Genomic DNA, 24,117 nt, shown 5'->3' with positions numbered 1-24,117 from the left:
GCTCAGCCCTTGGCCGCAGCCTGGTTGGTGGTCTCGACGATGTCCTTCGCGTCACCCTTGCCGGCGAGCAGGTCGACGACGCTGGTGTTCAGCGCGTTGCCGACGTTCTGGCCGTACAGGGTGTCGAGGTACTGCGAGACGAACGGTGCCTCCTGGTAGGCGGCCAGGGCCGACTTCAGGTAGTCCGAGTCGACGACCGACTGCGCTTCCTTGTTGACCGGGATGGCGTTGAAGGCCTTGTAGTAGGCCTCCTGGTTGTCCTTCTGCACGATGAAGTTCAGGAAGTCGGTGCACGCCTTCTTCGGGGCCTGTGCCGAGCAGGAGTTGCCGTCGACACCGCCCATCATCGACTTCGGGTCACCCTTGCCACCGTCGATCGCGGGGAACGGGAACCAGCCGAGGTCGGGCAGCGGCTTGGCGTCCGGCGTCAGCGACGCGATCACGCCCGGGTCCCACGCACCCATGAGCTCCATGGCCGCCTTGTGGTTGGCGAGGAGACCGGCGGAGCTGCCGGCACCCTGCTGTGCGGCGGTGGTCAGGAAGCCGTTGTTGAAGGGCTTGGTGGCGTTGAAGTCCTCGAGCTGCTCGCCGGCCTTCGTCCAGCAGGCGTTGTCGAACTTCAGCGACTTCGCGGCGTCCTCGAGCGTCTTCTGACTGCACTCGCGGAGCGCGAAGTTGTAGTACCAGTGGGCAGCCGGCCAGGCGTCCTTCGCGCCGACGGCGACCGGGTCGATGTCCTTGGCCTTGAGCTTCGTGATCGCGTCGTTCAGCTCGTCCATCGTCGTGGGCGTGCCCTCGATGCCGGCTTCCTTGAACAGGTCCTTCGAGTACCAGATGCCCTCGGGGAGCACCGCGCCCGGCATCGCGTAGGTCTTGCCGTCCTTCTCGTACCCGGCGAACGTGCCCGCGCTGATGGACTTCTTCGCGTCGGCGCTGATGGAGTCGGAGATGTCCATGAGCTGCCCGGCAGCGATCATCGCGTCCATCTTGCCGCCGCCGCGCTGCAGGAAGACGTCGGGTGCGTCGCCGGAGTTGAGGGCGGTCTGGAGCTTGCCGTCCAGGTCTTCGTTCTGGATCGCCTGGGTCTTGATGGTGACGTTCGGGTACTTGTCCTCGAACGCCTTGACCGTCGAGGCCCAGTAGGCCTTGCCCGGTCCGGTGGTCGAGTTGTGCCAGAAGGTCATCGTGACCTTCCCGCCGTCCTCGGAGGCATCGCTGCCCGCCGAGCACCCACTGGCCACCAGTGCTGTGGCCCCGATCAGCGCGATGGCTGCCGCGGCACGGATCTTCCTCGTCATCGTGGAACTCCTGAAGTGTCGTCGTTGACATGCGCGACATCGACTGCCGCTGCGGAGAGCATGCCTGCTGCTCCGGGCCGGTGTCAATCGATATCGATAACGTTTTCTTTACCAAGAGCGTGGTGGCGCAGCGGTACGGTGTGCACATGGACTCGGCAGTCGGCGCGCGTCCCGGTGCCGGCCGGGTGACGATCGGCGACGTGGCGCGGGTGGCCGGGGTCTCGATCCCGACGGTCTCCAAGGTGATCAACCAGCGCGACGGGGTCGCACCCGCCACGATGCTCCGCGTGCAGCAGGTGGTCGAGGACCTCGGGTACGAGACCTCGCTGGTCGCCCGGAGCCTGCGGAGTTCGCGGACCGGGGTCGTCGGCATCCTGGTGCCCGAGTTCGAGCCGTTCTCGACCGAGCTGCTCCGCGGTATCTCGCGGGCGGCCACCGGCACCGGCTACGAGCTCCTCGCCTACGCCGGCCTGATGACCGGCGCCGACCGACCCGGGTGGGAGCGCCGATCGCTGTCCCGCCTGTCCGGCACCCTGATCGACGGCGCGATCGTCGTCACCCCGACCACGGCACTGTCGAGCTCGTCGATCCCCGTCGTGGCGATCGACCCGCACACCGGGCCCGAGGGGCACGCCACCGTCGACGCCGACAACGAGGCCGGAGCCGTGCAGGCCGTCGAACACCTGCTCGCACTCGGGCACACCCGCATCGCGCACCTGCAGGGGCGCGCCGACCTGGCCTCCGCCCAGCTGCGGGCGGCCGGGTACCGCTCGGCCCTCACGGCCGCGGGCATCACGGTCGACGAGTGCCTGCTGCGTGACGGCGGCTACCAGGAGGACCAGTCCGCGGCCGTCGCCCGCGAGCTCCTGACCCTCGCCGACCGCCCCACCGCGGTGTTCGCCGCGAACGACTCGTCGGCGATCGGTGTGCTGCGCGCGGCTGCCGAGGTCGGGCTCCGCGTACCCCAGGACCTGTCGATCGTGGGCTTCGACGACGTGCCGCAGGCGTCCACCACGACGCCGCCGCTCACCACGGTGTCCCAGCCGCTCGCCGAGCTCGGGTCGCACGCGGTGCAGATGCTCCTGACCATGCTCCGTGGCGAACCGACCACGGACCACGTCCGGCTCCCCACGACCCTGCGCGTGCGTGCGAGCACGGGCCCCGCTCCGAGGTCGGCGTCCGGCCGCTGAGCACCGGCCGTCGTCAGCGGCGCAGGGTCTGCTTCGGGTACTCGCCGAACCGCGCAGCGTAGGCCGCCGAGAACCGGCCGAGGTGGGCGAACCCCCACCGTCGGGCGACGTCGCCGACGACACCCGACTGCGGGTCGAGCTCGAGCAGTTCGCCGCGCACCCGGTCGAGTCGGACCTCGCGCAGGTACGTCAGCGGCGACACGTCGAAGACCCGACGGAACGACTCCTGGACCGACCGCACACTCAGGCCCGCGACCTCGGACAGCTCCTGGACCGTGACGGGCTCGGCGGCGTGCGCGTGGATGTACTCCACCGCGGCGCGCAGTCGGGCGTTCCGGGGCAGGCCGAGCACCGCGGGCAGGTCGTCGGCCTGCGGCGGGAAGGTGTCCAGGAACGCTGTGGCCGCCGACCACTTGGCCTCGTGCCAGGCGTCGGAGTCGGGCCCCTCGGCACGCAGGGCCCGGGACAGCGCGACGAGCGCACCCTGCCAGCGCACGGCGGTCTCCGGTTCCGGCATGCGGGTCGGGTCGAACCGCAGCGGCGTCGTCTCGACCTCCAGGTACTCGAACGCGACGCGGTGCACGTACTCCCGCCCGAAGTGCACCAACCGCTGGTCGTGGTCCTCGGCCGTGAACACGAATTCGTCCTCGGGTGGCAGGAGCACGGGGACGTCCCGGTGCAACTCCATCCGGACGTGCCCCGAGTCCAGGTGCGCGGTCCCGCTGGTGATCCACGTCACCACGTAGTCGGCACCGACGGGCACCGAGCCGCGCACGGCACCGCGGAGCTGCGAACGCCGGATGCTCACGTCGGAGTCCCCGACGGCCGTGTACCGGTACGAGAACTCGTCGTCGATGCGCCGGACGAACCACCGATCGGCGCCGTGGACGGCAGCGAGGTCGCGCTCAGCCGAGTCGGGGTCCCCGCCGGAGACCTCGAAACGGACCGGTTCACCGGCGCGGAGAGCGGACACCGGGGTCGGGAAGCGGTCAGCCACGGTGCCGCGCATCCGTCGTCGTCACCTGCGCCGTTCCACGCCCCGCGTTATGTGGATACGCTGGGTCGGTGACTGCGGCGTATCGTGATGCGGACGAGACCCGTGCAGAGGGGGCGTTGTCGTGAGCGATCTCGACCTGGACGCGGCCCTGACCCGGCTCGAGGCCGCGGTGTCCGAACTGCGCGGGCGCCTGCGCGACGAGCTCGGCGTCTCCGGCGGCGACCTGACGCTGCTGCAGTTCGTCTCGCGCGCCGAGGAAGCGGGCCGGACGGTTCGCGTGAAGGACCTGTCGAAGCACCTGGGGCTCACCGGCCCGGCGGTCACCGGGATGGTGGACCGCCTCGAGCACAGCGGACACCTCAGTCGTGTCCCGAACCCGGATGACGGCCGGAGCCGGCACATCGAGCTGACCGATGCTGCCCGCCGCGACTACGCGCGCGCGATGGACGGCACGAACAAGCACCTGCACGACCTGATGGCCTCCTTCTCAGAACGGGAGCGGGCCAGGTTCGTGCGGATCATCGACCGCATCGTCGCAGCCGTCGACCTCGGCGCACCGAGCCCCTGACGGCAGGGTACGGGCGGTCAGGACGACGCCCGGACGAATGTCCAGCATGCGCAGCTAGGTAAGATCCCTACGTATCTCCGCGTGCCCGACACCCGTCATCCCTTCACTGCGCCGGAGGTCAGACCGGACACGATCGAGCGACGGAACACGAGCACCAGGATGACGATCGGCACCGTCGCAGCGACGCTCGCGGCGAAGATCTGCGCGAACGGCACCGTGAACTGCGTCCCGAAGAGCGCGATGCCGACCGGGATCGTCCGGAACGAGTTCTCGCTGTTGAAGGTCAGCGCCATCAGGAACTCGCTCCACGAGGCCGTGAAGGTGAAGACGCCGACCGTGAACAGGCCCGGCTTCGCCATGGGCAGGATCACCGACAGCACGGTCCGCCACGCGCCGGCGCCGTCGATCTCGGACGCCTCCTCGATCGTCGACGGGATCCCCTGCAGGTAGTTCCGCATGATCCAGATGGCGAACGGCAGGTTGAACGCCACGTACGGCACGATCAGGCCCGGGTACGAGTTGAGCAGCCCCAGGTTGCGCTCGAGCAGGTACAGCGGCGTCAGCACCGCGATCGCCGGGAACACCGACAGCATGAGCAGCGAGGTCATGATCGCCGTGCGCCCCCTGATGAACCGGCCGGCCAGGGCGTACCCGGCGAGGAACGCCAGCGCGAGCACGATCACCGTGGTCGACACCGACACGATGACGCTGTTCACCATGTACTGACCGAGCGCGTTGTCGCGGAAGGCCACCACGAAGTTGTCGAAGGTGAACGACCGCGGCCAGACGGTGGGCGGCGACTGCCCGATCTCGGACGCCGGCTTGAGCGACGTCGTGACGAGCCAGTAGAGCGGCAGTGCGGTGAGCACCGCGATGACGACACCGCTGACGTTGACGGTGTTGACCCACTTGCGCCATCCCTTGCGCACACGTTGACGGGGCATCAGTCGTCCCCTCCCTTCGCCTGGTTCCGGAACGCCCGGAGGAACAGCAGACACCCGGCCGCGACGATGACCGCGGTGGAGGTCGCGATCGCCGCGCCCGGTCCGATGTTGATGTCCTGGAAGAGCACCTTGTAGCCCATGATCGCGAGCGACTGGGTGGCGGTTCCCGGTCCGCCGTTCGTCAGCACGAACGGCAGGTCGAACACACCGAACGCCTGCAGGATGCGGAACAGCACCGCGATCGTCAGGGTCGGGGTGAGCTGCGGCAGCACGACGCGCCAGAACGTCTGCCAGGTGCTCGCGCCGTCGAGCTCGGCGGCCTCGTAGTGGTCCTCGGAGATCTGCACGAGCCCGGCCAGCAGGATGATCGCGACGAACGGCGTCGTCTTCCAGATGTCCGCGACCATGAGCCCGGTGATCGCGGGCACCGGTTCGCCGAGGATCACCGGGGCGTCCCCGAACAAGCCGAAGAACCACGTCGCGACGCCGTAGGTGCTGTCGTAGATGTACTTCCACAGCTGCGCGTTGACGATGGTGACGAGGGACCACGGGACGAGCATGAGCGCGAGCATCCAGCCGCGGGTGGCCCCGAGCCGCTCGAGCACCAGCGCGACGAGCATGCCGAGCACGAGCTCGACCGACACCGTCACCACCGTGTAGAGCACCGTGAAGCCGAGCGCCCGGTACCAGTCGGCGCTCTGCAGCAGGGCCGCGTAGTTGTCGAACCCGAACGACTGGATCGTGAAGCCCTCGTAGCCGACCTCGACGTCCGCGAAGCTCAGGACGACCGAGTACACGACCGGGAAGATCGTCACGGCGGCGACCACCAGGAGCGCCGGGGCTGCGAAGCCCCACGCGCCCCGCGCGCGGATGCGGTCGAGACGCGACCGCCCCGTCGGCCGGGGCGGCGGATCGACGCGACCCGTGCCTCCAGGCCGTGCCGGTCGTGTCGCCGTGCCGGCGCTCACAGCGCCGCTCCCTGCAGGGCGAGCGAGATGGCGGAGGCCATCGCGCTGGTGCCGCCGTCGACGGACGCCTGCCCGCCGAGGATGCTGTTGCCGTTCTGGTAGACGCCCTGCGAGACCTTCGGGTAGTAGGCCGTCGAGGTCGGGCGGGGCACGAGCGTGATGCCCGCTGCCGTGTCGTAGGTCGGGCGCTCCTGCCGCTTCGCGTCCGCACTGACGAGGCTCGCAGACCGAGCCGGCAGGACCCCGCCCTCGCGGGTCAGGAACTGCTGCGCGGGCTCGCTCGACATCCAGCGCGCGAAGGTGAGCGCCGCCGCGGGTTCCTGGGTGTGCGGGTTGATGTAGTTCCCCCACCCCCCGATCGTCGAGTGGTGCTCGTCCATGCCGTCGAACGTCGGCCGGGCGGCGAGACCCACCTTGCCGGCGACCTGGCTGTCCGGGCCGTTCGCGATCCCCCAGGCGTACGACCAGTTGCGGAGGAAGGCCGCACGGCCGCCGGAGAAGGCGTCGTTGGTGTCCTGCTCCTGGTACGTCAGGGTGGCCCGTGGAGACGCTCCGGACGTGACCAGCGACCGCATGAACTCGAACGCGCGCTTGGTCTCGGAACTCGTGGTCTCGGGCTTCGTGAGGTCGTCGTTGAGCAGCGACCCGCCCGCGTCGGCGACGAACTCGGTGACGTTGCAGGTCAGCCCCTCGTACACGTCGCCCTGGAACGCGAACCCGTACGACACGTCGCCGGTGTCGACGAGCTTCGCGGCGGTCTCGCGCACTTCCTCCCACGACCCCGGCACCTGCAGGGAGTGCTTCGCGAGCAGGTCCTTCCGGTACAGGAAGAACGACTCGTCGATGTAGAGCGGGAACATGTAGTACGTGCCGTCGACGCTCGCCGCCAGCCGCAGGCCCTCGGGGAACTGGTCGAAGAAGTCCTCGCCGACGAGCTGGTTCACGGGGGTCGCGAGCTTGTTCTTCGCGAACTGCCCGGGCCAGGCGACGTCACCGAGGTAGACGTCCGGCGTGCTGCTGCCGGCCGCGATCTGGGTCGTCAGGCTGGTGCGGTTCGTGTCGGTGTCGCTCGGGGCACTGACGATCCGGACGCGGATGTTCGGGTGCTCCTTCTGGAACTCCGCGATGAGCCGGCGCCGCAGGTCACCGCCGTCCTTCGAGGCGACCTGACCGGCCCACCAGCTGATCGTCGCCTCGCCATCGGGCGGTTCGGTGGGCCAGTCCTCGACCCGCGTGCGCTCGGGTCGGGTGGAGCAGCCGGCGAGCAGCAGCACCCCCGCTCCCCCGAGCATGAACGTCCTCCGGTCGATTGCCATCCGTCCTCCTCGACGTGTGGTGCTGCGAACCTGTACGTCCACACAATCAGGCGGAGCCTGGTCTGTCCGCCAGGCGGTGCCGGCGGCGAGGAGCGGAGCCGAGTCTCGGGTCCGCGGACATTCCACGGGGACACGACGGCGCATCCCGTCCGGCCAGCCGAGACTCGGCTCACCATCCGTCGGCCGGGAGGCGCGTGGCGGGGCCGCCCCGTGCCTCCAGGCCGGCAGGGGGTCAGGCGGGGGCGGGGGCCGTCGAGTCGGCCAGGTGCAGAGCGCACGGGATGAGCGTGTGCGTGCGCTCGGTGCTGCCGCCCTCCAGGCGATCGACCAGCGACTCGACCGCCAGGCGGCCGAGCTCCGGGCCGGGGGCGTTCAGCGTCGTGAGGACCGGTTCGGTCGCGGCGCCGGCGCCGTCGGAGGACACGATCGCGATGACGGAGACGTCCGCGGGGACCCGGCGCCCGCCGGCCCGCAACCCGCTGACGAGCCCGAAGTTCGAGTCGTCCTTCATGATGATCGCGGCCGTGACGTCGGGGTCGCGCACGAGCAGGTCTGCCGCCGCACGGCGCCCGCCCTCGGCGGAGGCACCGGCGGCGACCACGGTGCCGATCAGGCCGCGGCGCTCGATGCCGGCGTGGAACGCCGCCTCGGAGCGGACCTTCGGCCCGTAGTCGGCCATGGTGGTGCCGTCGAGGTCCTCGACCACGAGCCCGATCCGACGGTGCCCGAGCCCGGTGAGGTGGTCGAGGGCATCCTCGACGGTGCGCTCGAAGTCGATGTCGACGTACGAGATGCCCGAGGGGTCGGCGGTGCGGCCGATCGCGACGAACGGGACCTCGAGCTCGGCCAGCCGGGCGATCCGGGGGTCGTGCATCGTGACCTCCATCACCACGACCCCGTCGGCGAGACCGCCCGAGATGAGGTCCTGCACGTCGTCCGCCGTCGTCACCGCCGGCCAGAGCACCAGGTGGTACCCGAGCTCCGAGGCGCGGCTCGCGGCACTCGTGAAGAACTGCAGCGCGGTCTGGCCGAGTCGGTGCTCGAGCACCGGGAACACGAGCGCGAGGATCCGGGTGCGGCGCGATGCCAGCGCCCGGGCGACCACGTTGTTCCGGTAGCCCAGCTCGCGCATCGCCGCCGTGACCCGGGCACGGGTGTCGGCGGACACGCGCTTGTTGCCGTTCACGACGAAGGACACCGTCGCGATCGAGACGCCCGCTCGGTCGGCGACCTGCTGCATCGTCGCCATGCCGCCCCCTCACCCTGTCCCGCTCACTGTAGCGGGGGCGGTGCCCGAAAAAGTTCGTCTAAGCGCTTTACCATCTAACCGCTTCGATGCTAGCTTCGACCCCACTCGGGACGCGACGGAGCGATTCTGGTCCGGTCGTCCCCGATCCACGAGCGACACGTTCGACTCGTGTCCGGCAACCATCCAGAGAAGAGCGAAGCAATGAAGCCTCGACACCGCAGGACGCCTCAGGTCCTCAGCGCGGTCGCCATGCTGGCGGCCGTCCCCCTCGTCCTCGCCGGTTGTTCCGGTGGCTCGTCCGCGAGCTCCGGCGGCAAGGTGGACTCCATCACCGTGCTCGACTACTACAACCAGGGCAACGACAAGAAGGTCATCGGCGAGTACCTCGACAAGTGCGGGGCCGAGAACGACGTCACCATCAAGCGCAGTCTGGTGCCCGGCTCGTCGCTCATCCAGAAGGTCCTGCAGCAGGCGTCGTCGAAGACCCTGCCGGACGTCCTGATGCTCGACAACCCGGACCTGCAGCAGATCGCCGAGACCGGGGCGCTGTCGCCGCTGTCCGACTACGACATCTCGACCGACGGGTACGCAAAGGGCGTGCTGCAGGCCGGCACCTACGAGGACAAGGTGTACGGCCTCGCCCCCACCGTGAACACCATCGCCCTCTTCTACAACAAGAAGGTGCTGTCCGAGGCAGGTGTCACCCCGCCGAAGACGTGGGACGAGCTGCAGTCCGCCGCGGCGAAGCTGACGAAGGGCGACCAGTACGGATTCGCCGTCGACGCCAACGCCACCTACGAGGGCACCTGGCAGTTCCTGCCGTTCATGTGGTCGAACGGCGGCGACGAGAAGGACATCGCGACCCCGGAGACCGAGGAAGCACTGTCGCTCTGGAAGGGCCTGGTCGACGACGGCTCGATGTCGAAGAGCGTCGTGAACTGGACCCAGGCCGACGTGAACGACCAGTTCATGGCCGGCAAGGCCGCGATGATGATCAACGGCCCGTGGCAGATCCCCGGCCTGAAGGAGTCGAAGGTCGACTACGGGATCGCCCAGATCCCCGTGCAGTCGGCCAGCGACAAGGCCGTGGCCCCGCTCGGTGGCGAGGTCTGGACCGTCCCGAACACCGGTGACAAGGCGAAGCAGGCCGTCGCGGCGAAGATCGTGGACTGCATGAACAGCGACGCGAACCAGCTCGCGATGGCGAAGCTGCGGTACACGATCCCCTCGAAGACCGACGTCGCGCAGCAGTTCGGCAAGGACGTCCCCGAGGAGCAGGTGTTCGTCGACCTCGTCGCCGATGCCCGCGCCCGCACGGGCGAGCTCGGTGCGGACTGGCCCAAGGCCGCGACGAAGATCTACACGGCCGTGCAGTCGGCGCTCACCGGGCAGGACTCGCCGGCCGACGCCCTGCAGAACGCGCAGTCGAGCAACTGAGCATGACGAGCACCGCGACCCCCGTCGCCCCACGGCGGGCCGCCGGGGACGGAGCACCCGCTCCGTCCCGGCGGCCCCGCCCGGGCCGCTCGCTGCGCTTCGAACGGATCGCGCAGCTGCTGTTCCTGCTGCCGGCCGTCCTGTTCCTGCTGCTGTTCTTCGGCTACCCGGTGGTCAAGAACATCGTCATGAGCTTCCAGGCGTACACGACGTCGACGTTCTACACGGGCGAGGCTCCGTGGGTCGGCCTGGCGAACTACGCCTCGGTCGTCTCGTCACAGCTGTTCGGCACGGCGATGCTCAACACGGCGCTGTTCACGATCGGGTCGATCGTCGGCCAGTTCGTCCTCGGCCTGCTGCTCGCCCTGTTCTTCCGCCGGAACTTCCCGCTGTCCGGCCTCCTGCGCTCGCTGCTCCTGCTGCCCTGGCTGCTGCCGCTCATCGTCTCGAGCGCGGTCTGGAAGTGGATGCTCGACCAGGACTCGGGCGTCGTCAACCAGTTCCTCGGCACCTTCGGCATCCCGTCGGTCCCGTGGCTGACGAGCCCCGCCGTGGCGCTCATCACCGTCATCGCGGTGAACATCTGGATCGGGATCCCCTTCAACACCACGATCCTGTACGGCGGTCTGCAGGACATCCCCACCGAGCTGTACGAGGCAGCGGCACTCGACGGCGCGACCGGGTGGAAGGCCTTCTGGGCGATCACCTGGCCGATGCTGCGACCGGTCGTGAGCGTCACGCTCGTGCTCGGCGTCGTCTACACGATCAAGGTGCTCGACATCATCCTCGGGTTGACGAACGGCGGTCCGGCGAACGCCACCCAGACCATCGCGACCCAGTCCTACGACCTGTCGTTCAAGCAGTTCGACTTCGGTCAGGGCGCCGCGCTGAGCAACATCCTCATCGTGATCTCCGCCCTGTTCGCGATCGTCTACCTCCGCCTCAACAGGAAGGCCGTCGATGACTGACGCAGCGCCGACCAACGACCTCCTCCGGACCCGCGCGGTGGTCACCCGCGGCACCCGGCGACCCGTCCGTCCCACGAGCGCGAAGCAGTGGGTGCTGTCCGGCGTCGGGATCCTGATCCTCGCCGTGATGCTGTTCCCCGTCTACTGGATGATCAACATCTCGCTGCAGCCGGCCGGTTCCGCGATCGAGGCCGCCTGGTTCCCGATCAACGCGCAGCTCGGCGGTTACGCGCAGGCGATCGCCGACCAGGGCGGCGCCCTGGTCACGAGCCTGGGGATCGCCCTGGGCAGTGTCGTCGTCAGCCTGCTCATCGCGACGCCGGCGTCCTACGCGCTCGCCCAGTTCAAGGTCAAGGGCATCAACGCGGTGCTGTTCGGCATCCTCATCTCGCAGATGATCCCCGGCATCGTCGTCGCGAACGCCCTGTACGCGGCGTACAACGACCTCGGTCTGCTCAACACCGTGCCGGGGCTGATCCTGGCCGACAGCACCGCCGGCGTGCCCTTCGCGATCCTGATCATGCGGGCGTTCATGCAGAACATCCCGCCGTCGATCATCGAGGCCGCGAAGGTCGACGGTGCCGGCAACTTCCGGGCCTTCCGTTCGGTCGTCGTGCCCATCAGTGTCAACGCCCTGATCACCGCCGGACTGTTCACGTTCCTGTTCACCTGGAGCGACTTCCTGTTCGCCCTGACCCTCACCACCACCGAGGACGTCCGGCCGATCACGCTCGGCATCTACAACTACATCGGCACCTTCACCGCCGACTGGTCGACCGTCATGGCCGCCGCGGTGATGGCCTCGATCCCCGCCATCGTGCTGCTGCTCGTGGCGCAGAAGTTCATCGCCGCCGGGGCCACCGGCGGCGCAGTCAAGTGACCGGGTCCCACCACCCCCGAAAGGCACACACCATGACCACCACCCCGCTCCGCATCACCGTCTGGGGCGAGAACGTCCACGAACAGGTCGAGCAGCACGTCGCCGAGCGGTACCCCGACGGCATGCACGGCGCGATCGCGGACGGCATCCGCGAGCACCTGCCCCAGGCCGTCGTCCGGACCGCCACCATGCAGGAGCCCGAGCACGGCCTCACCGACGAGGTCCTCGCGAACACCGACGTCCTCACCTGGTGGGGGCACGCAGCGCACCAGGACGTCGACGACGCCGTGGTCGACCGGGTGCACCGGCACGTGCTCTCCGGCATGGGGCTGCTCGTCCTGCACTCCGGCCACTGGTCGAAGATCTTCGGCAAGCTGATGGGCACCACCTGCACCCTCCGTTGGCGCAGCGAGCACGACCAGGAACTCGTCTGGACCGTCAACCCGCAGCACCCGATCACCCGCGGGGTGCCGAACCCGATCGTCATCCCGGAGCAGGAGATGTACGGCGAGTACTTCGACGTCCCGACGCCCGACGAGCTGGTGTTCATCTCGGGCTTCACGGGCGGCGAGGTGTTCCGGAGCGGCATGACGTACCGCCGCGGCCTCGGGAAGATCTTCTACTTCTCCCCCGGTGACCAGGACTTCCCCGTGTACCACCACCCGGACGTCCGCCGCGTGATCGCGAACGGCGCCGAGTGGGCCCGGCCCGAGCGCGAACGGGAGATCCCGACGCTCCGCCGCTACGACCTGGGCGAGTACTTCGACGGGCAGCACTACCGCGGTCCGTTCGACGACGCCGAGCCCGAGCCCGCCGAACCGACGGCCAGCCAGCCGGCGGCCGAGCGCGACGGGGCGCAGGCGTGAGCCCCCTCCGCGTCCTGCAGGTCGGCGCCGGCGGGATGGGGCGGGCCTGGCTCGCCACCGTCGCCGCCGACCCCGAGGTCGAGCTGGTCGGCATCGTCGACCTCGACCTCGACGCCGCCCGCGCCGGGGCCGAGCTCGCCGGCGACCCGTCGATCCCGGTCGGCACGGACCTGACGGTGTTGGCCGCCGAGACCGGTGCCGAGGCCGTCCTCGACATCACCGTGCCGGTCGCGCACCACCCGGTCACCCTGCAGGCGCTCCGAGCCGGGCTCCCCGTGCTCGGCGAGAAACCGGCCGCACAGACCGTCGCCGAGGCGCTGTCACTCGCCGCCGCCGCCGAGGCCACCGGCAAGCTGTTCATGGTGTCGCAGTCCCGTCGCTACAACGACCAGCTCGTCGCGTTCCGGCAGCACGTCCGCGACCTCGGCGCCGTGGGTGGGCTGAGCACCCGGTTCGCGAAGGCCCCGCACTTCGGTGGTTTCCGCGAGGAGATGGACGACGTCCTGCTGCTCGACATGGCCATCCACGCCTTCGACTCCGCCCGGTACGTGCTCGAACGCGACCCGGTGTCGGTGTACTGCGAATCGTGGAACCCCTCGTGGTCCTGGTACCGGGGCGATGCGGCGGCCGCAGCCGTCTTCACGTTCGAGGACGACGTCCGCTACGTCTACGACGGTTCGTGGTGCGCGCCAGGTGCCGAGACCTCGTGGAACGGCGACTGGCGTGCCTCCGGAGCGGCCGGTACGGCGCTCTGGGACGGCGACCACGACCCGTCGAGCGACCTCGACGGCACACCGGGGTCCCCGGCAGCGGCGCCGTCGGTCGGGCACGAGATCGCCGGTTCGCTGGCGTCCTTCGTCCGGGCGGTCCGCTCGGGGGAGGCGCCGGACGGCGAGGTGCACGGCAACGTGATGAGCCTGACCATGGTCGACGCGGCCATCACCTCGGCCCGCAGCGGCCGCCGCGTCGTCATCGACGAGGTGCTCGAACAGGCGCACCGGGACGCGCTGACCGCCGAGCAGGACGTCGCGATCCGCGACCGCCTGGCCGGGTGGGAGTCGGTCCGCGGCGCCCTGCGCGAGCGGCTCCCCGCTTCGTGAGCAGGAACGGTCGGGTCGCGCACCGCGACCCGACCGTTCCTGCTCACCATGTGCGGTACGACGCACCCCGAGCAGGCCTGGAGGCCCGTGGCGACACCGCCACGGGCCTCCAGGCCTGCGTTCTGCGGCGATCCGGGCCCCGGGCGCGCCCGGTTGGGACGCCGCCGGTTACGGTGTCCGGGTGCACGGACAACGGTCGTCGGACAGTGACACGGCGGCGGAGCCGGTCGTGCTCGTCGCGGCAGACCCGCGCCGGCGGACCGGCCGGACGCCCTGGCGACTCGTCCTGGTCGGCGTCGTGCTCGCCGCGGTCGTCGGCGGCGCCGCGGTCGCGACCGCCGGCACCCTGGTGGCGCAGCGCATCGCGGAGTCGTTCGCCGTCCGTGACGCGACCAGCGACACCGCGGCGCTCGCACGCGTCGTGGTCGAACCCGCACTGCTCGACGCGGTCGCCGACCCGTTGCGGCCGGCCGTCGACCGGGCTGCCGCACGGACGCGCCTGGACGACGCGGTGGCCGGTGAGCTGCGCGCCGGATCGGCCGTCCGGATGAAGCTCTGGGCGGCCGACGGCACGGTGCTCTGGTCGGACGAACGTCGACTGGTCGGCGAGCGCTTCCCGCTGTCCGACGAGGACCTGGAGGCGCTGGAGTCGGACCGCTCCGACGCCGAGGTGTCGGACCTGACCGAGCCGGAGAACCGCTACGAGCGCGGGCACGGGCCGCTGCTCGAGGCGTACCAGGCGGTGCACACGCCGTCCGGCGAGGCGCTGCTGTTCGAGGCGTACCAGCCGTACGACCAGGTGCTCGCGCGCGCCGCGGACCTGCGGCGGTCGTTCGCCGTCCTGGCGTTCGGCACGGTGGCCGTGGTGCTCGCGCTCCTGGTGCCGCTGCTGCTCGGGTTGCTGCTGCGGATCCGTTCCGGGCAGCGCCTGCGGGAGCGGCTGCTCGGTCGCGCACTCGACGCCGAGGCCGCGGAACGCCGACGGATGGCCGCCGAACTGCACGACGGACCGGTGCAGGACGTCGCCGGACTCGCGCTGTCCCTCGGTGCCGATCCCGCCACGCGCGACGCCGCCACGGTGCTCCGGGGTGCGGTGTCGTCGCTGCGGACCTCGATGGCGACGATCCGGCCAGCGGCTCCGACGCCCGAGGGACTCGGCGCCGCCCTCGACGACGTCTGTGCCCGCGCGCGTGCTGCGGGGCTCGCGACCACCGTGCGGGTGCCGGACGTCGTCGAAGCGTCCTCCGCCGCGCTGCTCGCGGTCGTGCGCTTCGTCCGTGAGGCCGTCTGGAACGTCGTCAAGCACGCCGAAGCGACCCGGGTGGACGTCACGGTGACGCAGGCCGGCGGCTCGGTCCGGGTGGTCGTGCACGACGACGGGGCGGGCTTCGACCCCGCCGTGGTCGTCGAGGGCGGCCGCACCGGACACCTCGGCACCACCCTGCTGCGCGAGGTCGCCGAGGACACCGGCGGGTCCCTGCTGCTCCGGACCGCGCCGGGTGCCGGCACCACCTGGGACCTCGAGGTCCCCGTCGACGCGGAGGCCCTGCGTTGAGGGTCCTGCTGGTCGACGACCACGCGCTGGTCCGGAGCGGGCTGCGCGCGGTGCTCGGGACGACGGACGACTGCGAGGTCGTCGGCGAGGCAGCCACCGGCGAAGCAGCGGTGTCGCTCGTGCCGACGCTCCAGCCCGACGTCGTCGTGATGGACCTGTCGATGCCCGGTGCGGGCGGTGTGGAGGCGACCCGGCAGGTGCGGGCGCTCCTGCCGTCGGTCCGGGTCCTCGTCGTCACGACGTTCTCGGACGACCACCGGGTGCGGGCCGCGTTGGCGGCCGGCGCGACGGGCTACCTGCTCAAGGACGCCGCGCCCGACGACGTGGTCGCGGCGGTCCGTGCCGCAGCGCGCGACGAGACGCCGATCGACCCCCGGGTGGCCCGGGCGCTCTTGCCCGGAGCAGCCGCCGGAGCCGCGGTGGACCGGGATCCGGAGCTCCCACCCCGTGAACGGGACGTGCTCGTCCGGATCGCCCGAGGCATGTCGAACCGGCAGATCGGCGCGGAGCTCGGCATCGCGGAGCGGACCGTGAAGGTGCACGTCGGCTCGCTGTTCCGGCGCATCGGCGTCGCGGACCGCACGAGCGCGGCACTGTGGGCGCGCGACCACGGGTGGTGAACGGGCACTGCTGAACCGGCACTGCTGAACGGGCACTGCTGACTGGTACTAGTACCAAGGTCCGATGGTGCGGAGTCGGGCCGGCGGCGACGATGGTCGTACCGGCCAGACAGGCCCACCAGGAGGAACCCATGCACACCCAGCGCTCACGCAGGATCGGCAGCGGCATCGTCGCCGCGATCGCCCTCGGCACCGTCGCCGCCGCTGCCCTCGTCGGGGTCTCCCCCGCGAACGCGTCAGGCAAGACCTCGACCGGTGGCGACTACGCCGTCACCGTGAACGGCGTCACGGCGAACCCCGCTCAGGGCAAGGAACTCAAGGTGCGCGACACCACGGTCTCCGGCACGATCGCGGTACGGGGCAAGCACAACGGCTTCGACATCCGGATCGCCGACCTCGGCGTGTACGACTACACGCTGACCGGCGCTGCCGACACCCAGCGGATGGTGACGAAGCCGACCGTGGTGTTCGCGTCGAAGGTCCCGTCCCTCACTGCCGCGCAGCTCGCCAGCACGAAGCTGTCGTCGCTCGAGGTCAAGGACGACACCCTCGTCGCGATCTTCTCGACGGGTGCCGGGAAGCTCAAGATCCAGGCGAAGGACGGCGCCCAGGGCGGCGTCTTCCAGATGGAGACGGAGTTCGCGGGACCGGTGACCTTCACCCACACCCTCGGGGCGGGACTGTTCTACTTCACGAACCCGTACACCGGCAAGATCAACTTCGGCGACGGCACGGCCGCGGTGTCGTCGGGCAGCGGTGCCCACCAGATGCTCCTCGGCAAGGACAGCCCGCAGGTCGCCACGAAGACCTCGCAGACCACGACCACCACCACGTGGACGGTCCAGCCCGGCGGACGTCTGGGCGGGGTGCTCGGCGAGGACGCCGTCGAACTGTCGCAGGGTGCGACGAACTGCACCAGCGACTGCCAGGCGCAGAACCAGATCCGCGGGTCGCTCCCGGTCCCGCCGGACCCGGTGGACCCGACGCCGCTGACGGTCACGCGGACCGTGTGAGCGCATGACGGACAGGAGGCCCGTGGCGACACCGCCACGGGCCTCCTGTCCGTCCGTGCGCACGATCAGCGCGGGATGACCGAGAACAGGAACTTCTTGCGGACCATGTACCAGGCCAGCAGGATCAGCGCCGTGTGCACCACGAACCCGATCCAGAAGTCGCCCCACGGCACACCGGGGATCGACGCGATCGCCAGGGCGAAGAACACCTGCCAGACGAAGACGTACAGGCTCGCCTGCCCGAGCGGGATCCAGAGCCAGCCGATGGCGGCGGCGATGGGCTTCCAGAACACGGTGAGGATCGCGTAGGACACGATCGCGAAGAACGCGATGTCCACCAGGCGGCCCCACTGCAGGTCCACCCGCTGGTACGCCGTGTTGTACAGCGACTCGTACATCTCCGCCGGGAACGGCACCGGGGTGAACCCGTAGTGGTCGCCCGCCCAGACGTAGACCAGGAACGCCGCGTACCCGCCGACGGCGATGCCGACCAGGACCTTGCCGAGGCGCCCGGTGAGCGCACCGACGATCTGCCGTCGGTAGTAGCCGAGCACGAGCCCGTGGGTGAACACGACCTGCCAGGTGAGCAGGGGGAAGACCGCTTCGAACTGCGAGTTCAGCGGACGGAAGTCGGGGTGGAGCGCCTGGAACACGTACAGCGCCCAGCTGGCGGCGAGGAGCGCCCACCAGAACCCGCGGCGGATCACCCAGATGAACACCGGGATGAACAGGCTCAGCACCACGAACAGGCCCATGATGTTGAACGGCCACGGCCCCATCTCGAGCAGCAGGAACTGGCGGATCGCGTACCAGGGCGGCGGGTAGGCGAGCAGCTGCATCGCGTTCGGGTACAGGTCGTAGACCCGGCCCTCGGCCTCGACGCCGCCGGTACCCGTCCCGCGGTCGGTGAACGTGGTGATGGCGTCGGTGTTCAGGAACGGGACGAAGCTCAGCGCGAAGACCACCAGGATCACCACGAGCGTGACGACGTACTGCTTGCGCGCGCGCTTCCACGCCCCGATGGCCGCCGCCCACTCGCCGAACTTCTTCACGGCGAACGGGTACGTCATGCCGAGGACCATGCCGGACAGGAACACGAACATCTCGGCGCCGGTGATCGCCCCGACGGCGTGCAGTGTGAGGTACGAGTACGGCCCGCCGATCTCGATGTGGGTGATCACCACGGCGAGGATGATGAACCCGCGGAACAGGTCGAGCCGCAGGTCACGGCCGGGCTTGCCGTCGTCGGGGTAGCGCCAGCTCGGCAGGAGCCGCCCGAACACCCCGCTCAGCAGGAACACGATCGCCAGCCCGGCGGCCAGCCAGACGATCCACGCCATCTGGTCGCCGCCGGTCTCGTACTCCTGCGAGATCGCGGCGTTGCCCTGCTGCACGGTCACGCGGTCGGTGACCGGGCCGAAGGCGAAGTCGCCGGACCGCTCGAGGTCGGCGCGGAAGGACTCCGCGACGGCCGGGTCCGCGGTGAGTCGCCAGTCGGCCACGCGGTTGCCGGCCTCGGGCTCGCGTCGCTCCGCCTCGAGCACGGTCATGCCCCGGATCAGCGGACGCTCCTGCACGGCGGCGAGCACCTGCCGCCACCAGCTCCGCTTGACCTGGAGCTCGGCGTCGCCCTGCAGCTCACGGTTGTACAGGGCACCGGTGTCGAGCAGCATCGGACGGTCGTCGGCCACCGCGAACCGGTCGTAGAACGTGTCCGACTGCGGCTGGTCGTAGCCCCAGTCCTCGTCGAACCGCGACTCGACCTCACCGCTGCGGGTGAGCGGCACGGCGCGACCGGCGGCCTCGGTCGGGTCGCCCTTGCCGTACGAGAACATCGAGAGCCCGACCCAGTCGACGGCCTCGGCCCCCGGCCAGTACGGCCCGTACGGGTCGTCGGCGCCGGTGAGCTGTCCGTCGCCGTTCGTGTCCGCCTTCGCGATGTCGACCGGGGACAGGTTCCGCAGCCGCCCGGCGGACTCGCCGAACGGGTAGCCGGCGCCGTACCCCGGCGACCAGACCATGAGCGCGTCCGACGTGCCCGCGTGCACGGTCGTGGAGAGCGCCCGGAACACCCGGACGAACTCCGTGGGCTGCTGGCCCCAGCGGACCCACGTGCCGTTCATCTGCGGTGCGAACCGCACGAGCACCTGGGTGTCGTACTGGTCGTGCAGGTCCTCGAACACGGTGTTGACGGCACGGGTGTCCGCGGTGTCGAGCGACCCGAGTGCACGATCGGGTTCGAGGCTCACCACGAGCACCGCACCCTGGGTCGCCGCCGCACGCGCCGAGCGGAGGAGCTCCTGCTTCGCCGTGCGGTCGAGCGGGTAGTCGACGGACACCCCGTACATCGACGGCGTCGCGCCGAGCCGCCCCGCGTACCCCTCGGGCGAGTCGCTCGCCCAGTCGAGGTCGGGGCCGAACCACGTCGACCCCTCGGCCGGCTGCACGGCGGCCGCCGGGTGCACGGACGCAGCCGACGCCGGCAGCGCACCACCGAGCAGGAGTGTGGCGAACGTGACGAGGAGGGCGACCGCGCGGGCCACGGGCTTCTTCACCGCTCGCACGCAAGGGTCCAGACGTTGTGGCCGGGCTCGTGCCGGTGCTCCAACCGGTCGAGCGCAGCGATGGCGAGCGCGAGGCCCCGGCCGCTCTCCTGCTCGACGTCGGCCATGGTGACGGCGCTCAGGTCGATGTCGACGGGGAGTCCGTTGTCGGTGAGGACCGCCGTCAGTTCGCGGTCGGTCGCCTCGAGCCGCACCGTGTAGCGGCGACCGGTCTGCCGGTCGGTGCGCACGGTGTGCTCGACGATGTTCGCGGCGACCTCGGCGAGCGCGGTCTCGAGCGCGAAACGGATCCGCACGTCGTCGATGCCCAGGCCGTCCCACCACGCGGCGAAGCGGTCCTGGACGACGTCGAGCGACTCGGGCACGGCCGCGACCTCGAACGTGGTGACGGTGCTCACAGTGGCCCTCCGGCGGTGCTCGACTCGTGTTCGGACTGGGCTGGCGTGGCCGGTCCGCGGTACCGGACGGCCCGGATCACGATGCTGAAGATGAACAGGTCGAAGACGACCCACGCGGTGTTCACGAGCGGCGCGATCCCCTCGGCCTGGCCGGTCAGGTAACGGATGCCGATCATGACCAGGGCAGCGACCAGGGCGCCCATCGCGTAGAGCTGGGGCTTGACCAGGTCCCACCGCGGCTTCTGCTCGGTCTCGTCCCGCACCTTCGGGGTGACACGGAACCCGAGCGGCTTGCCGCGGAAGACGTTCTCGAAGGCGCTGGTCACCGACTCGATCCACACGGGGAACAGCGCGAGCGAGTACTGCTGACCGCGCCAGGTCGGTCTGCCGGCGGCCACCACCCAGAACAGCAGCTGGTTCAGGACCAGGAACGGGATGAGCCGGGCGAAGAAGTCGACGCTGTAGGCCTGCACGGGGACGACCCCGAACGACAGGCAGAGCACCGGGGCGGCGATGTAGACGATCGCGGCGAACCCCGACAGGTAGCTCCACATCGTCGAGAAGTACATGAGCCGCTGCCCCCACGACAGCCCCTTCTGCACCAGAGGGTTCTCGCGGAAGAACACCTGCATGGTGCCCTGCGCCCAACGGAGCCGCTGCACGAGCATCGTCGGCAGGTCCTCGGGGGCCAGGCCCTTCGCGAGGATCTCGTCGTGGTACGCCGACTTCCAGCCGAGGCCGTGCAGGCGCATCGCCGTGGCCATGTCCTCGGTCACCGAGATCGTCGCCAGCGGCATGATCGGCTGCGCCTCGTCGTCGCGGTTGACGTCGAGGGCACGGGCGAGCACGGCGATCGACTCGATGGCGGCGACCGGCGAGGCCTCACGCCGGCCGAGCACGTCGAGCGCGGCGTCGTCGAGACCGGCGAAGGTGTTCGCGTCGGTGGACATCGCCGCGAGCTCCTGCAGGTCGTTCCGCACCGACTCGAGGTCGGCGGCGGCGAACCGGAACGCGATGGCGTCGATCCCGCGCTGGAACGCGTACGTCACGTCCCCGAGGGGTTCACCGGCGCGCACCTGCTCGCGAGCCTGGTCGACGACGAGCTCGGCGTCGTCCAGCGCGGCGAGCACGCGCGGGTCGGTCTCGGTCTCCCTGGAACGGGCGAGGAGCTTGCGGGACGTCGCGAGGGTGCGCTGCACGGACGCCTCGACCTCGGCCACGTAGCGCGAGATGCCGAGCTGCATGAGCGCTTCGCGACGCAGGATCGCGTTCGACCCGCAGAAGAACGCGGCGTTCCAGCCGTCCTTCGACTGCTGGATCGGGCCGTAGAACAGCGGTGCCTGGCTGCCGAGGGGATCCGACTCCGGCACGTTCTCGAACCACTGCGGGGTCTGCACGAGCGCCATCCTCGGGTCCTTGAAGTAACCGAGCGTGCGGTCGAGGATCGCCGGGTCCGGCACCTGGTCGGCGTCGAGGATCAGCAGGAACTCGCCCTGGGTCGCGAGCAGGGCGTTGTTGAGGTTGCCGGCCTTGGCGTGCCGGGGCCGGTCGACCCAGTCGGCGCCGCGCGTGATGACGCCGATGCCGAGCGCCTCGGCCGCTGCACGCATCTCGGGGCGGTTGCCGTCGTCGAGGATCCAGGTGGTGTGCGGGTGGGTGATCGCCTTGGCCGCCTTGGCGGTGCGCTCGACCAGATCGATCGGCTCGTTGTAGGTGGTGATGAAGACGTCCACGGTGACGTCGGTGGACGGTTTCGCCGGTGGTTCGCCGCGCTCCCGGAGCCGCCAGGCCCCGAGGGCGAAGAGCAGGGAGTCGATGACGCTGTAGGTCTCGGCGAGGATCAGCGGCACCGCGATCCACCACGAGTGCCAGTTCACCGAGGCCGCCCAGCGCCACACGATGTAGTTGACACCGGCGAGGGACGCCAGGAGCGCCACCGTGCGCACGGTCACCAGGCGTCGGCGGGCGGTGCCGGTGGTGAGCCGGCGGCGGTCCTGTCGGCTGACGTCGAGCGCGGTCACCGGGTCGCCCCGTTCGTGGTGCCGCCGCACGTGCTGCGTCGCAAGCATGCCTCCTGATCCGCGCGGGCCCCGGCCGCTGCGCACGCCCGGGTGTGGTTGCGTCCGGCAGCTGGCCCAGGGGCCACCGTGCCGGTCGTCCGCTCCGGTCCTCGGGCACGACCTCGGCGTGACGACCTGTCTACCGCACCGGCGGCGACTCTGTCAGGCTGCGCACCCGATCTGGGGACAGCATCGGCGTCAGAACGCGGCGGCGAACCCCAGGTCATCCGCCAGGCGCACGATGACCTGGTCGAAGTAGGCGGCCGGGTCGGACACGGAACCGACGAAGTGGCCGAAGAGCTCGAACGAGATGGTCCCGAACACCGTCGTCCAGGCCATCAGGGTGCGGACCAGGACCTCGTCGGGCAGGGCGATGCCGAACGAGCGCAGGGTGACGACCGCGTCCGCGACGGCGGGACCGGCCACCCCGGGAGCCGCCGTGGGAGCGGTGGGCGACCCGGGCCTCCCGGCCGCCTCCGGCGTCGACGTGACGGACGAGCCCGACGCACCAGGCGAACCGGAGCCGACGGCGTCCGCGACCACGCGCACCAGCGCCAACGTCGTCCGTGTCGCGGGCACGACGGTCTCGCGCGGTGCCGCGTAGCCGGGCACGGGTGAGCCGAACAGCAGCGCGAAGTCCCCCGGGTGCGCGATCGACCAGTCCCGGACCGCCCGGCACATCGCCACCCAGCGCGCACCGGGAGCCGGTCCGGCCGCGGCACCGGCGGCCTCGACCGCGGCGCCGAGCTCGTCGTAGTCGGTGATGAGCAGGGCCGTCAGCAGGTCGTCGCGGCTCGGGAAGTACCGGTACACGGCCGACGAGACCATCCCGACGTCACGGGCGACGGCCCGCAGGCTGAGGGCCGCCGGACCCTCGTCGGTCAGGCGGGTGCGTGCCGCGGCCAGGATGTCTGCGGTGACCGTCTGCCGTGCGAGTACTCGGGCGGTTGCTGCCATCCGACGATCCTGGCACGGGAGAACAGCGCACACAAAGGAGAGCACTGCTCTTGCTTTCTCGAAGCCAAAGCGTCATGCTCGACCCCGAGAGCAGTGCTCTCGAATCGACCAGGAAGCGATCGACCAAGACGCGATCGACCAGGAAGCAGGAGACCATGACCCACCACCTCGTCGTCGGCGCCGGCCCCGTCGGCCGGCACGTCGCGGAGCTGTTGACCGTCCGGGGTGACCGCGCCACGGTCGTCTCCCGCTCCGGTCGCAGCACGGGCATCGCCGGTGTCGAGCACCTCGCGCTCGACGCGTCCGATTCCGACGCGCTCTCCCGCGCCACCGAGGGAGCAGCCGTCCTCCACAACTGCGCGAACCCCGGCGACTACACGCAGTGGGAGCACACCTGGCCCCCGCTCGCCGCAGCACTGCTCACCGCGGCCGAACGCACCGGGGCGACCTACGCCATCACCGGGAACCTGTACCCGTACGGCCCGGTCGACGGGCCGATGCACGAGGGACTGCCGGACGCCGCCACCGACCACAAGGGAGTGCTCCGCGCCACCATGTGGGCCGACGCCCTCGCCGCGCACGACGCCGGCCGTGTCCGCGCCGTCGAGGTCCGCGCCTCGGACTACCTCGGCCCCGGGATCGGCGCGAACGGGCACGTCACGCGCGTGCTGCCGGCGGCGCTGCGGGGTCGGGCGGTGTCGATGGTCGGTCGCACGGACCTGCCGCACACCTTCACCGACGTGCTCGACGTCGCCCGGACCCTCGTCGCCGCCGCCGAGGACCAGGGCGCCCACGGCCGCACGTGGACGGTGCCGAGCAACGCACCGCGGACGCAGCGCCAGGCCCTCACCGACGTCCTCGCGGCGGCGGGGAAGCCCGCGGTGCCGGTGCACCGGATGCCCGCGGCCCTGTTCCGCGTCGGCGGGCTCGTGTCGCCGATGATGCGCGAGCTGGCCGACCTGACCTACCAGTGGACCGCGCCGTACGTGGTCGACGACCGCGAGAGCCGGGCGCACTTCGGGATCGAACCGACCCCGTGGGACGAGGTGTGCCGCCGGACGGCCGACGGCGCAGCCTGAACCGCCGCCACCGCCACCACCGCGACACCTCCGCGACACCGCCTGGACAGCCGCCGCACACGGAAGGGGGTGGGACGCGCCGTTGCGTCC

General features: G+C 70.6%; 21 protein-coding genes. 11 read left to right on the top strand and 10 right to left on the bottom strand.

Annotation, left to right across the window (positions count from 1 at the left end; genetic code table 11):
* Positions 1-2 precede the first annotated feature (2 nt).
* Positions 3-1,298, bottom strand: a complete 1,296-nt coding sequence (locus Q9R26_RS16875) for an ABC transporter substrate-binding protein (protein WP_182066459.1) — start codon at positions 1,296-1,298, stop codon at positions 3-5.
* A 146-nt stretch (positions 1,299-1,444) separates the two neighbouring features.
* Here Q9R26_RS16875 and Q9R26_RS16870 point away from each other — a divergent pair, with 146 nt between their 5' ends.
* Complete coding sequence (locus Q9R26_RS16870) at positions 1,445-2,488, top strand: LacI family DNA-binding transcriptional regulator (protein ID WP_182066458.1); 1,044 nt, start codon at positions 1,445-1,447, stop codon at positions 2,486-2,488.
* Between the two features lie 13 nt (positions 2,489-2,501).
* Here the strand turns inward: Q9R26_RS16870 and Q9R26_RS16865 are convergent, their stop codons facing one another.
* Positions 2,502-3,497 (bottom strand): helix-turn-helix domain-containing protein, encoded by a 996-nt coding sequence (locus Q9R26_RS16865; RefSeq protein WP_311227969.1) that lies wholly within the window; start codon positions 3,495-3,497, stop codon positions 2,502-2,504.
* Positions 3,498-3,606: 109 nt separating this feature from the next.
* On the opposite strand from Q9R26_RS16865, the gene Q9R26_RS16860 reads away from it, so the two are divergent.
* Positions 3,607-4,053 carry a MarR family winged helix-turn-helix transcriptional regulator gene (locus tag Q9R26_RS16860; protein ID WP_182066456.1) on the top strand — a complete coding sequence of 149 codons (447 nt, stop codon included), beginning with the start codon at positions 3,607-3,609 and terminating at the stop codon, positions 4,051-4,053.
* Between the two features lie 95 nt (positions 4,054-4,148).
* Here Q9R26_RS16860 and Q9R26_RS16855 read toward each other — a convergent pair whose 3' ends face one another.
* From Q9R26_RS16855 to Q9R26_RS16840, 4 genes are all read right to left on the bottom strand, one after another.
* Positions 4,149-4,997 carry a carbohydrate ABC transporter permease gene (locus tag Q9R26_RS16855; protein WP_247737520.1) on the bottom strand — a complete coding sequence of 283 codons (849 nt, stop codon included), beginning with the start codon at positions 4,995-4,997 and terminating at the stop codon, positions 4,149-4,151.
* Positions 4,997-5,965 carry a carbohydrate ABC transporter permease gene (locus Q9R26_RS16850; RefSeq protein WP_182066455.1) on the bottom strand — a complete coding sequence of 323 codons (969 nt, stop codon included), beginning with the start codon at positions 5,963-5,965 and terminating at the stop codon, positions 4,997-4,999. Before Q9R26_RS16850 ends, Q9R26_RS16855 begins: the two co-directional genes overlap by 1 nt.
* Entirely contained in the window at positions 5,962-7,281 is a 1,320-nt protein-coding gene (locus Q9R26_RS16845) for an ABC transporter substrate-binding protein (protein WP_311227968.1), read from the bottom strand. The genes Q9R26_RS16850 and Q9R26_RS16845 overlap by 4 nt, the downstream gene beginning before the upstream one ends.
* 232 nt (positions 7,282-7,513) lie before the next feature.
* The gene (locus Q9R26_RS16840) at positions 7,514-8,530 is read right to left on the bottom strand and encodes a LacI family DNA-binding transcriptional regulator (RefSeq protein WP_259362898.1); all 1,017 of its coding nucleotides are present in this window, start codon (positions 8,528-8,530) and stop codon (positions 7,514-7,516) included.
* A 201-nt stretch (positions 8,531-8,731) separates the two neighbouring features.
* Here Q9R26_RS16840 and Q9R26_RS16835 point away from each other — a divergent pair, with 201 nt between their 5' ends.
* The 8 genes from Q9R26_RS16835 (at position 8,732) to Q9R26_RS16800 (ending at position 16,969) form a co-directional block, all read left to right on the top strand.
* Positions 8,732-9,967 (top strand): ABC transporter substrate-binding protein, encoded by a 1,236-nt coding sequence (locus tag Q9R26_RS16835; RefSeq protein ID WP_182066453.1) that lies wholly within the window; start codon positions 8,732-8,734, stop codon positions 9,965-9,967.
* Between the two features lie 2 nt (positions 9,968-9,969).
* On the top strand, positions 9,970-10,935 hold the full coding sequence (locus Q9R26_RS16830) for a carbohydrate ABC transporter permease (protein ID WP_111033625.1): 966 nt from the start codon (positions 9,970-9,972) through the stop codon (positions 10,933-10,935).
* On the top strand, positions 10,928-11,815 hold the full coding sequence (locus tag Q9R26_RS16825) for a carbohydrate ABC transporter permease (RefSeq protein WP_396136840.1): 888 nt from the start codon (positions 10,928-10,930) through the stop codon (positions 11,813-11,815). The genes Q9R26_RS16830 and Q9R26_RS16825 overlap by 8 nt, the downstream gene beginning before the upstream one ends.
* Before the next feature lie 32 nt (positions 11,816-11,847).
* Positions 11,848-12,681 (top strand): ThuA domain-containing protein, encoded by an 834-nt coding sequence (locus tag Q9R26_RS16820; protein ID WP_311227967.1) that lies wholly within the window; start codon positions 11,848-11,850, stop codon positions 12,679-12,681.
* Positions 12,678-13,781 carry a Gfo/Idh/MocA family oxidoreductase gene (locus Q9R26_RS16815; protein ID WP_311227966.1) on the top strand — a complete coding sequence of 368 codons (1,104 nt, stop codon included), beginning with the start codon at positions 12,678-12,680 and terminating at the stop codon, positions 13,779-13,781. Before Q9R26_RS16820 ends, Q9R26_RS16815 begins: the two co-directional genes overlap by 4 nt.
* Positions 13,782-13,962: 181 nt before the next feature.
* Entirely contained in the window at positions 13,963-15,336 is a 1,374-nt protein-coding gene (locus Q9R26_RS16810) for an ATP-binding protein (protein ID WP_182066448.1), read from the top strand.
* Positions 15,333-15,956, top strand: a complete 624-nt coding sequence (locus tag Q9R26_RS16805; RefSeq protein ID WP_182066447.1) for a response regulator transcription factor — start codon at positions 15,333-15,335, stop codon at positions 15,954-15,956. Before Q9R26_RS16810 ends, Q9R26_RS16805 begins: the two co-directional genes overlap by 4 nt.
* A 131-nt stretch (positions 15,957-16,087) precedes the next feature.
* Positions 16,088-16,969 carry a hypothetical protein gene (locus Q9R26_RS16800; protein ID WP_311227965.1) on the top strand — a complete coding sequence of 294 codons (882 nt, stop codon included), beginning with the start codon at positions 16,088-16,090 and terminating at the stop codon, positions 16,967-16,969.
* 65 nt (positions 16,970-17,034) lie between these two features.
* On the opposite strand, the gene opgC is transcribed toward Q9R26_RS16800, so the two are convergent.
* From opgC to Q9R26_RS16780, 4 genes are all read right to left on the bottom strand, one after another.
* Positions 17,035-19,524 carry an OpgC domain-containing protein gene (gene opgC, locus Q9R26_RS16795; protein WP_311227964.1) on the bottom strand — a complete coding sequence of 830 codons (2,490 nt, stop codon included), beginning with the start codon at positions 19,522-19,524 and terminating at the stop codon, positions 17,035-17,037.
* A complete protein-coding gene (locus tag Q9R26_RS16790) occupies positions 19,521-19,931 on the bottom strand; it encodes an ATP-binding protein (RefSeq protein WP_182066444.1) in 411 nt (136 codons plus the stop codon). The genes opgC and Q9R26_RS16790 overlap by 4 nt, the downstream gene beginning before the upstream one ends.
* Positions 19,928-22,000, bottom strand: a complete 2,073-nt coding sequence (locus tag Q9R26_RS16785) for a glycosyltransferase (protein WP_259580543.1) — start codon at positions 21,998-22,000, stop codon at positions 19,928-19,930. Before Q9R26_RS16785 ends, Q9R26_RS16790 begins: the two co-directional genes overlap by 4 nt.
* Positions 22,001-22,189: 189 nt before the next feature.
* The gene (locus Q9R26_RS16780; RefSeq protein WP_311227963.1) at positions 22,190-22,948 is read right to left on the bottom strand and encodes a TetR/AcrR family transcriptional regulator; all 759 of its coding nucleotides are present in this window, start codon (positions 22,946-22,948) and stop codon (positions 22,190-22,192) included.
* A 155-nt stretch (positions 22,949-23,103) separates the two neighbouring features.
* Here Q9R26_RS16780 and Q9R26_RS16775 point away from each other — a divergent pair, with 155 nt between their 5' ends.
* A complete protein-coding gene (locus Q9R26_RS16775; protein WP_311227962.1) occupies positions 23,104-24,027 on the top strand; it encodes an NAD-dependent epimerase/dehydratase family protein in 924 nt (307 codons plus the stop codon).
* The last annotated feature ends 90 nt before the right edge of the window (positions 24,028-24,117 follow it).

The sequence above is a fragment of the Curtobacterium sp. BRB10 genome (assembly GCF_031844325.1).
GTDB lineage: Bacteria > Actinomycetota > Actinomycetes > Actinomycetales > Microbacteriaceae > Curtobacterium > Curtobacterium poinsettiae_A.
Note: the sequence above shows the minus strand (reverse complement) of the source record. Positions and strands in the feature narration are given on the sequence as shown.

Coding starts and splice junctions, on each gene's coding strand:
- Q9R26_RS16835 (WP_182066453.1), top strand. CDS start 8,732: ATGAAGCCTCGACACCGCAGGACGCCTCAGGTCCTCAGCGCGGTCGCC.
- Q9R26_RS16820 (WP_311227967.1), top strand. CDS start 11,848: ATGACCACCACCCCGCTCCGCATCACCGTCTGGGGCGAGAACGTCCAC.
- Q9R26_RS16830 (WP_111033625.1), top strand. CDS start 9,970: ATGACGAGCACCGCGACCCCCGTCGCCCCACGGCGGGCCGCCGGGGAC.
- Q9R26_RS16870 (WP_182066458.1), top strand. CDS start 1,445: ATGGACTCGGCAGTCGGCGCGCGTCCCGGTGCCGGCCGGGTGACGATC.
- Q9R26_RS16775 (WP_311227962.1), top strand. CDS start 23,104: ATGACCCACCACCTCGTCGTCGGCGCCGGCCCCGTCGGCCGGCACGTC.
- Q9R26_RS16875 (WP_182066459.1), bottom strand. CDS start 1,298: ATGACGAGGAAGATCCGTGCCGCGGCAGCCATCGCGCTGATCGGGGCC.
- Q9R26_RS16825 (WP_396136840.1), top strand. CDS start 10,928: ATGACTGACGCAGCGCCGACCAACGACCTCCTCCGGACCCGCGCGGTG.
- Q9R26_RS16845 (WP_311227968.1), bottom strand. CDS start 7,281: ATGGCAATCGACCGGAGGACGTTCATGCTCGGGGGAGCGGGGGTGCTG.
- Q9R26_RS16800 (WP_311227965.1), top strand. CDS start 16,088: ATGCACACCCAGCGCTCACGCAGGATCGGCAGCGGCATCGTCGCCGCG.
- Q9R26_RS16865 (WP_311227969.1), bottom strand. CDS start 3,497: ATGCGCGGCACCGTGGCTGACCGCTTCCCGACCCCGGTGTCCGCTCTC.
- Q9R26_RS16855 (WP_247737520.1), bottom strand. CDS start 4,997: ATGCCCCGTCAACGTGTGCGCAAGGGATGGCGCAAGTGGGTCAACACC.
- Q9R26_RS16780 (WP_311227963.1), bottom strand. CDS start 22,948: ATGGCAGCAACCGCCCGAGTACTCGCACGGCAGACGGTCACCGCAGAC.
- Q9R26_RS16840 (WP_259362898.1), bottom strand. CDS start 8,530: ATGGCGACGATGCAGCAGGTCGCCGACCGAGCGGGCGTCTCGATCGCG.
- Q9R26_RS16785 (WP_259580543.1), bottom strand. CDS start 22,000: ATGCTTGCGACGCAGCACGTGCGGCGGCACCACGAACGGGGCGACCCG.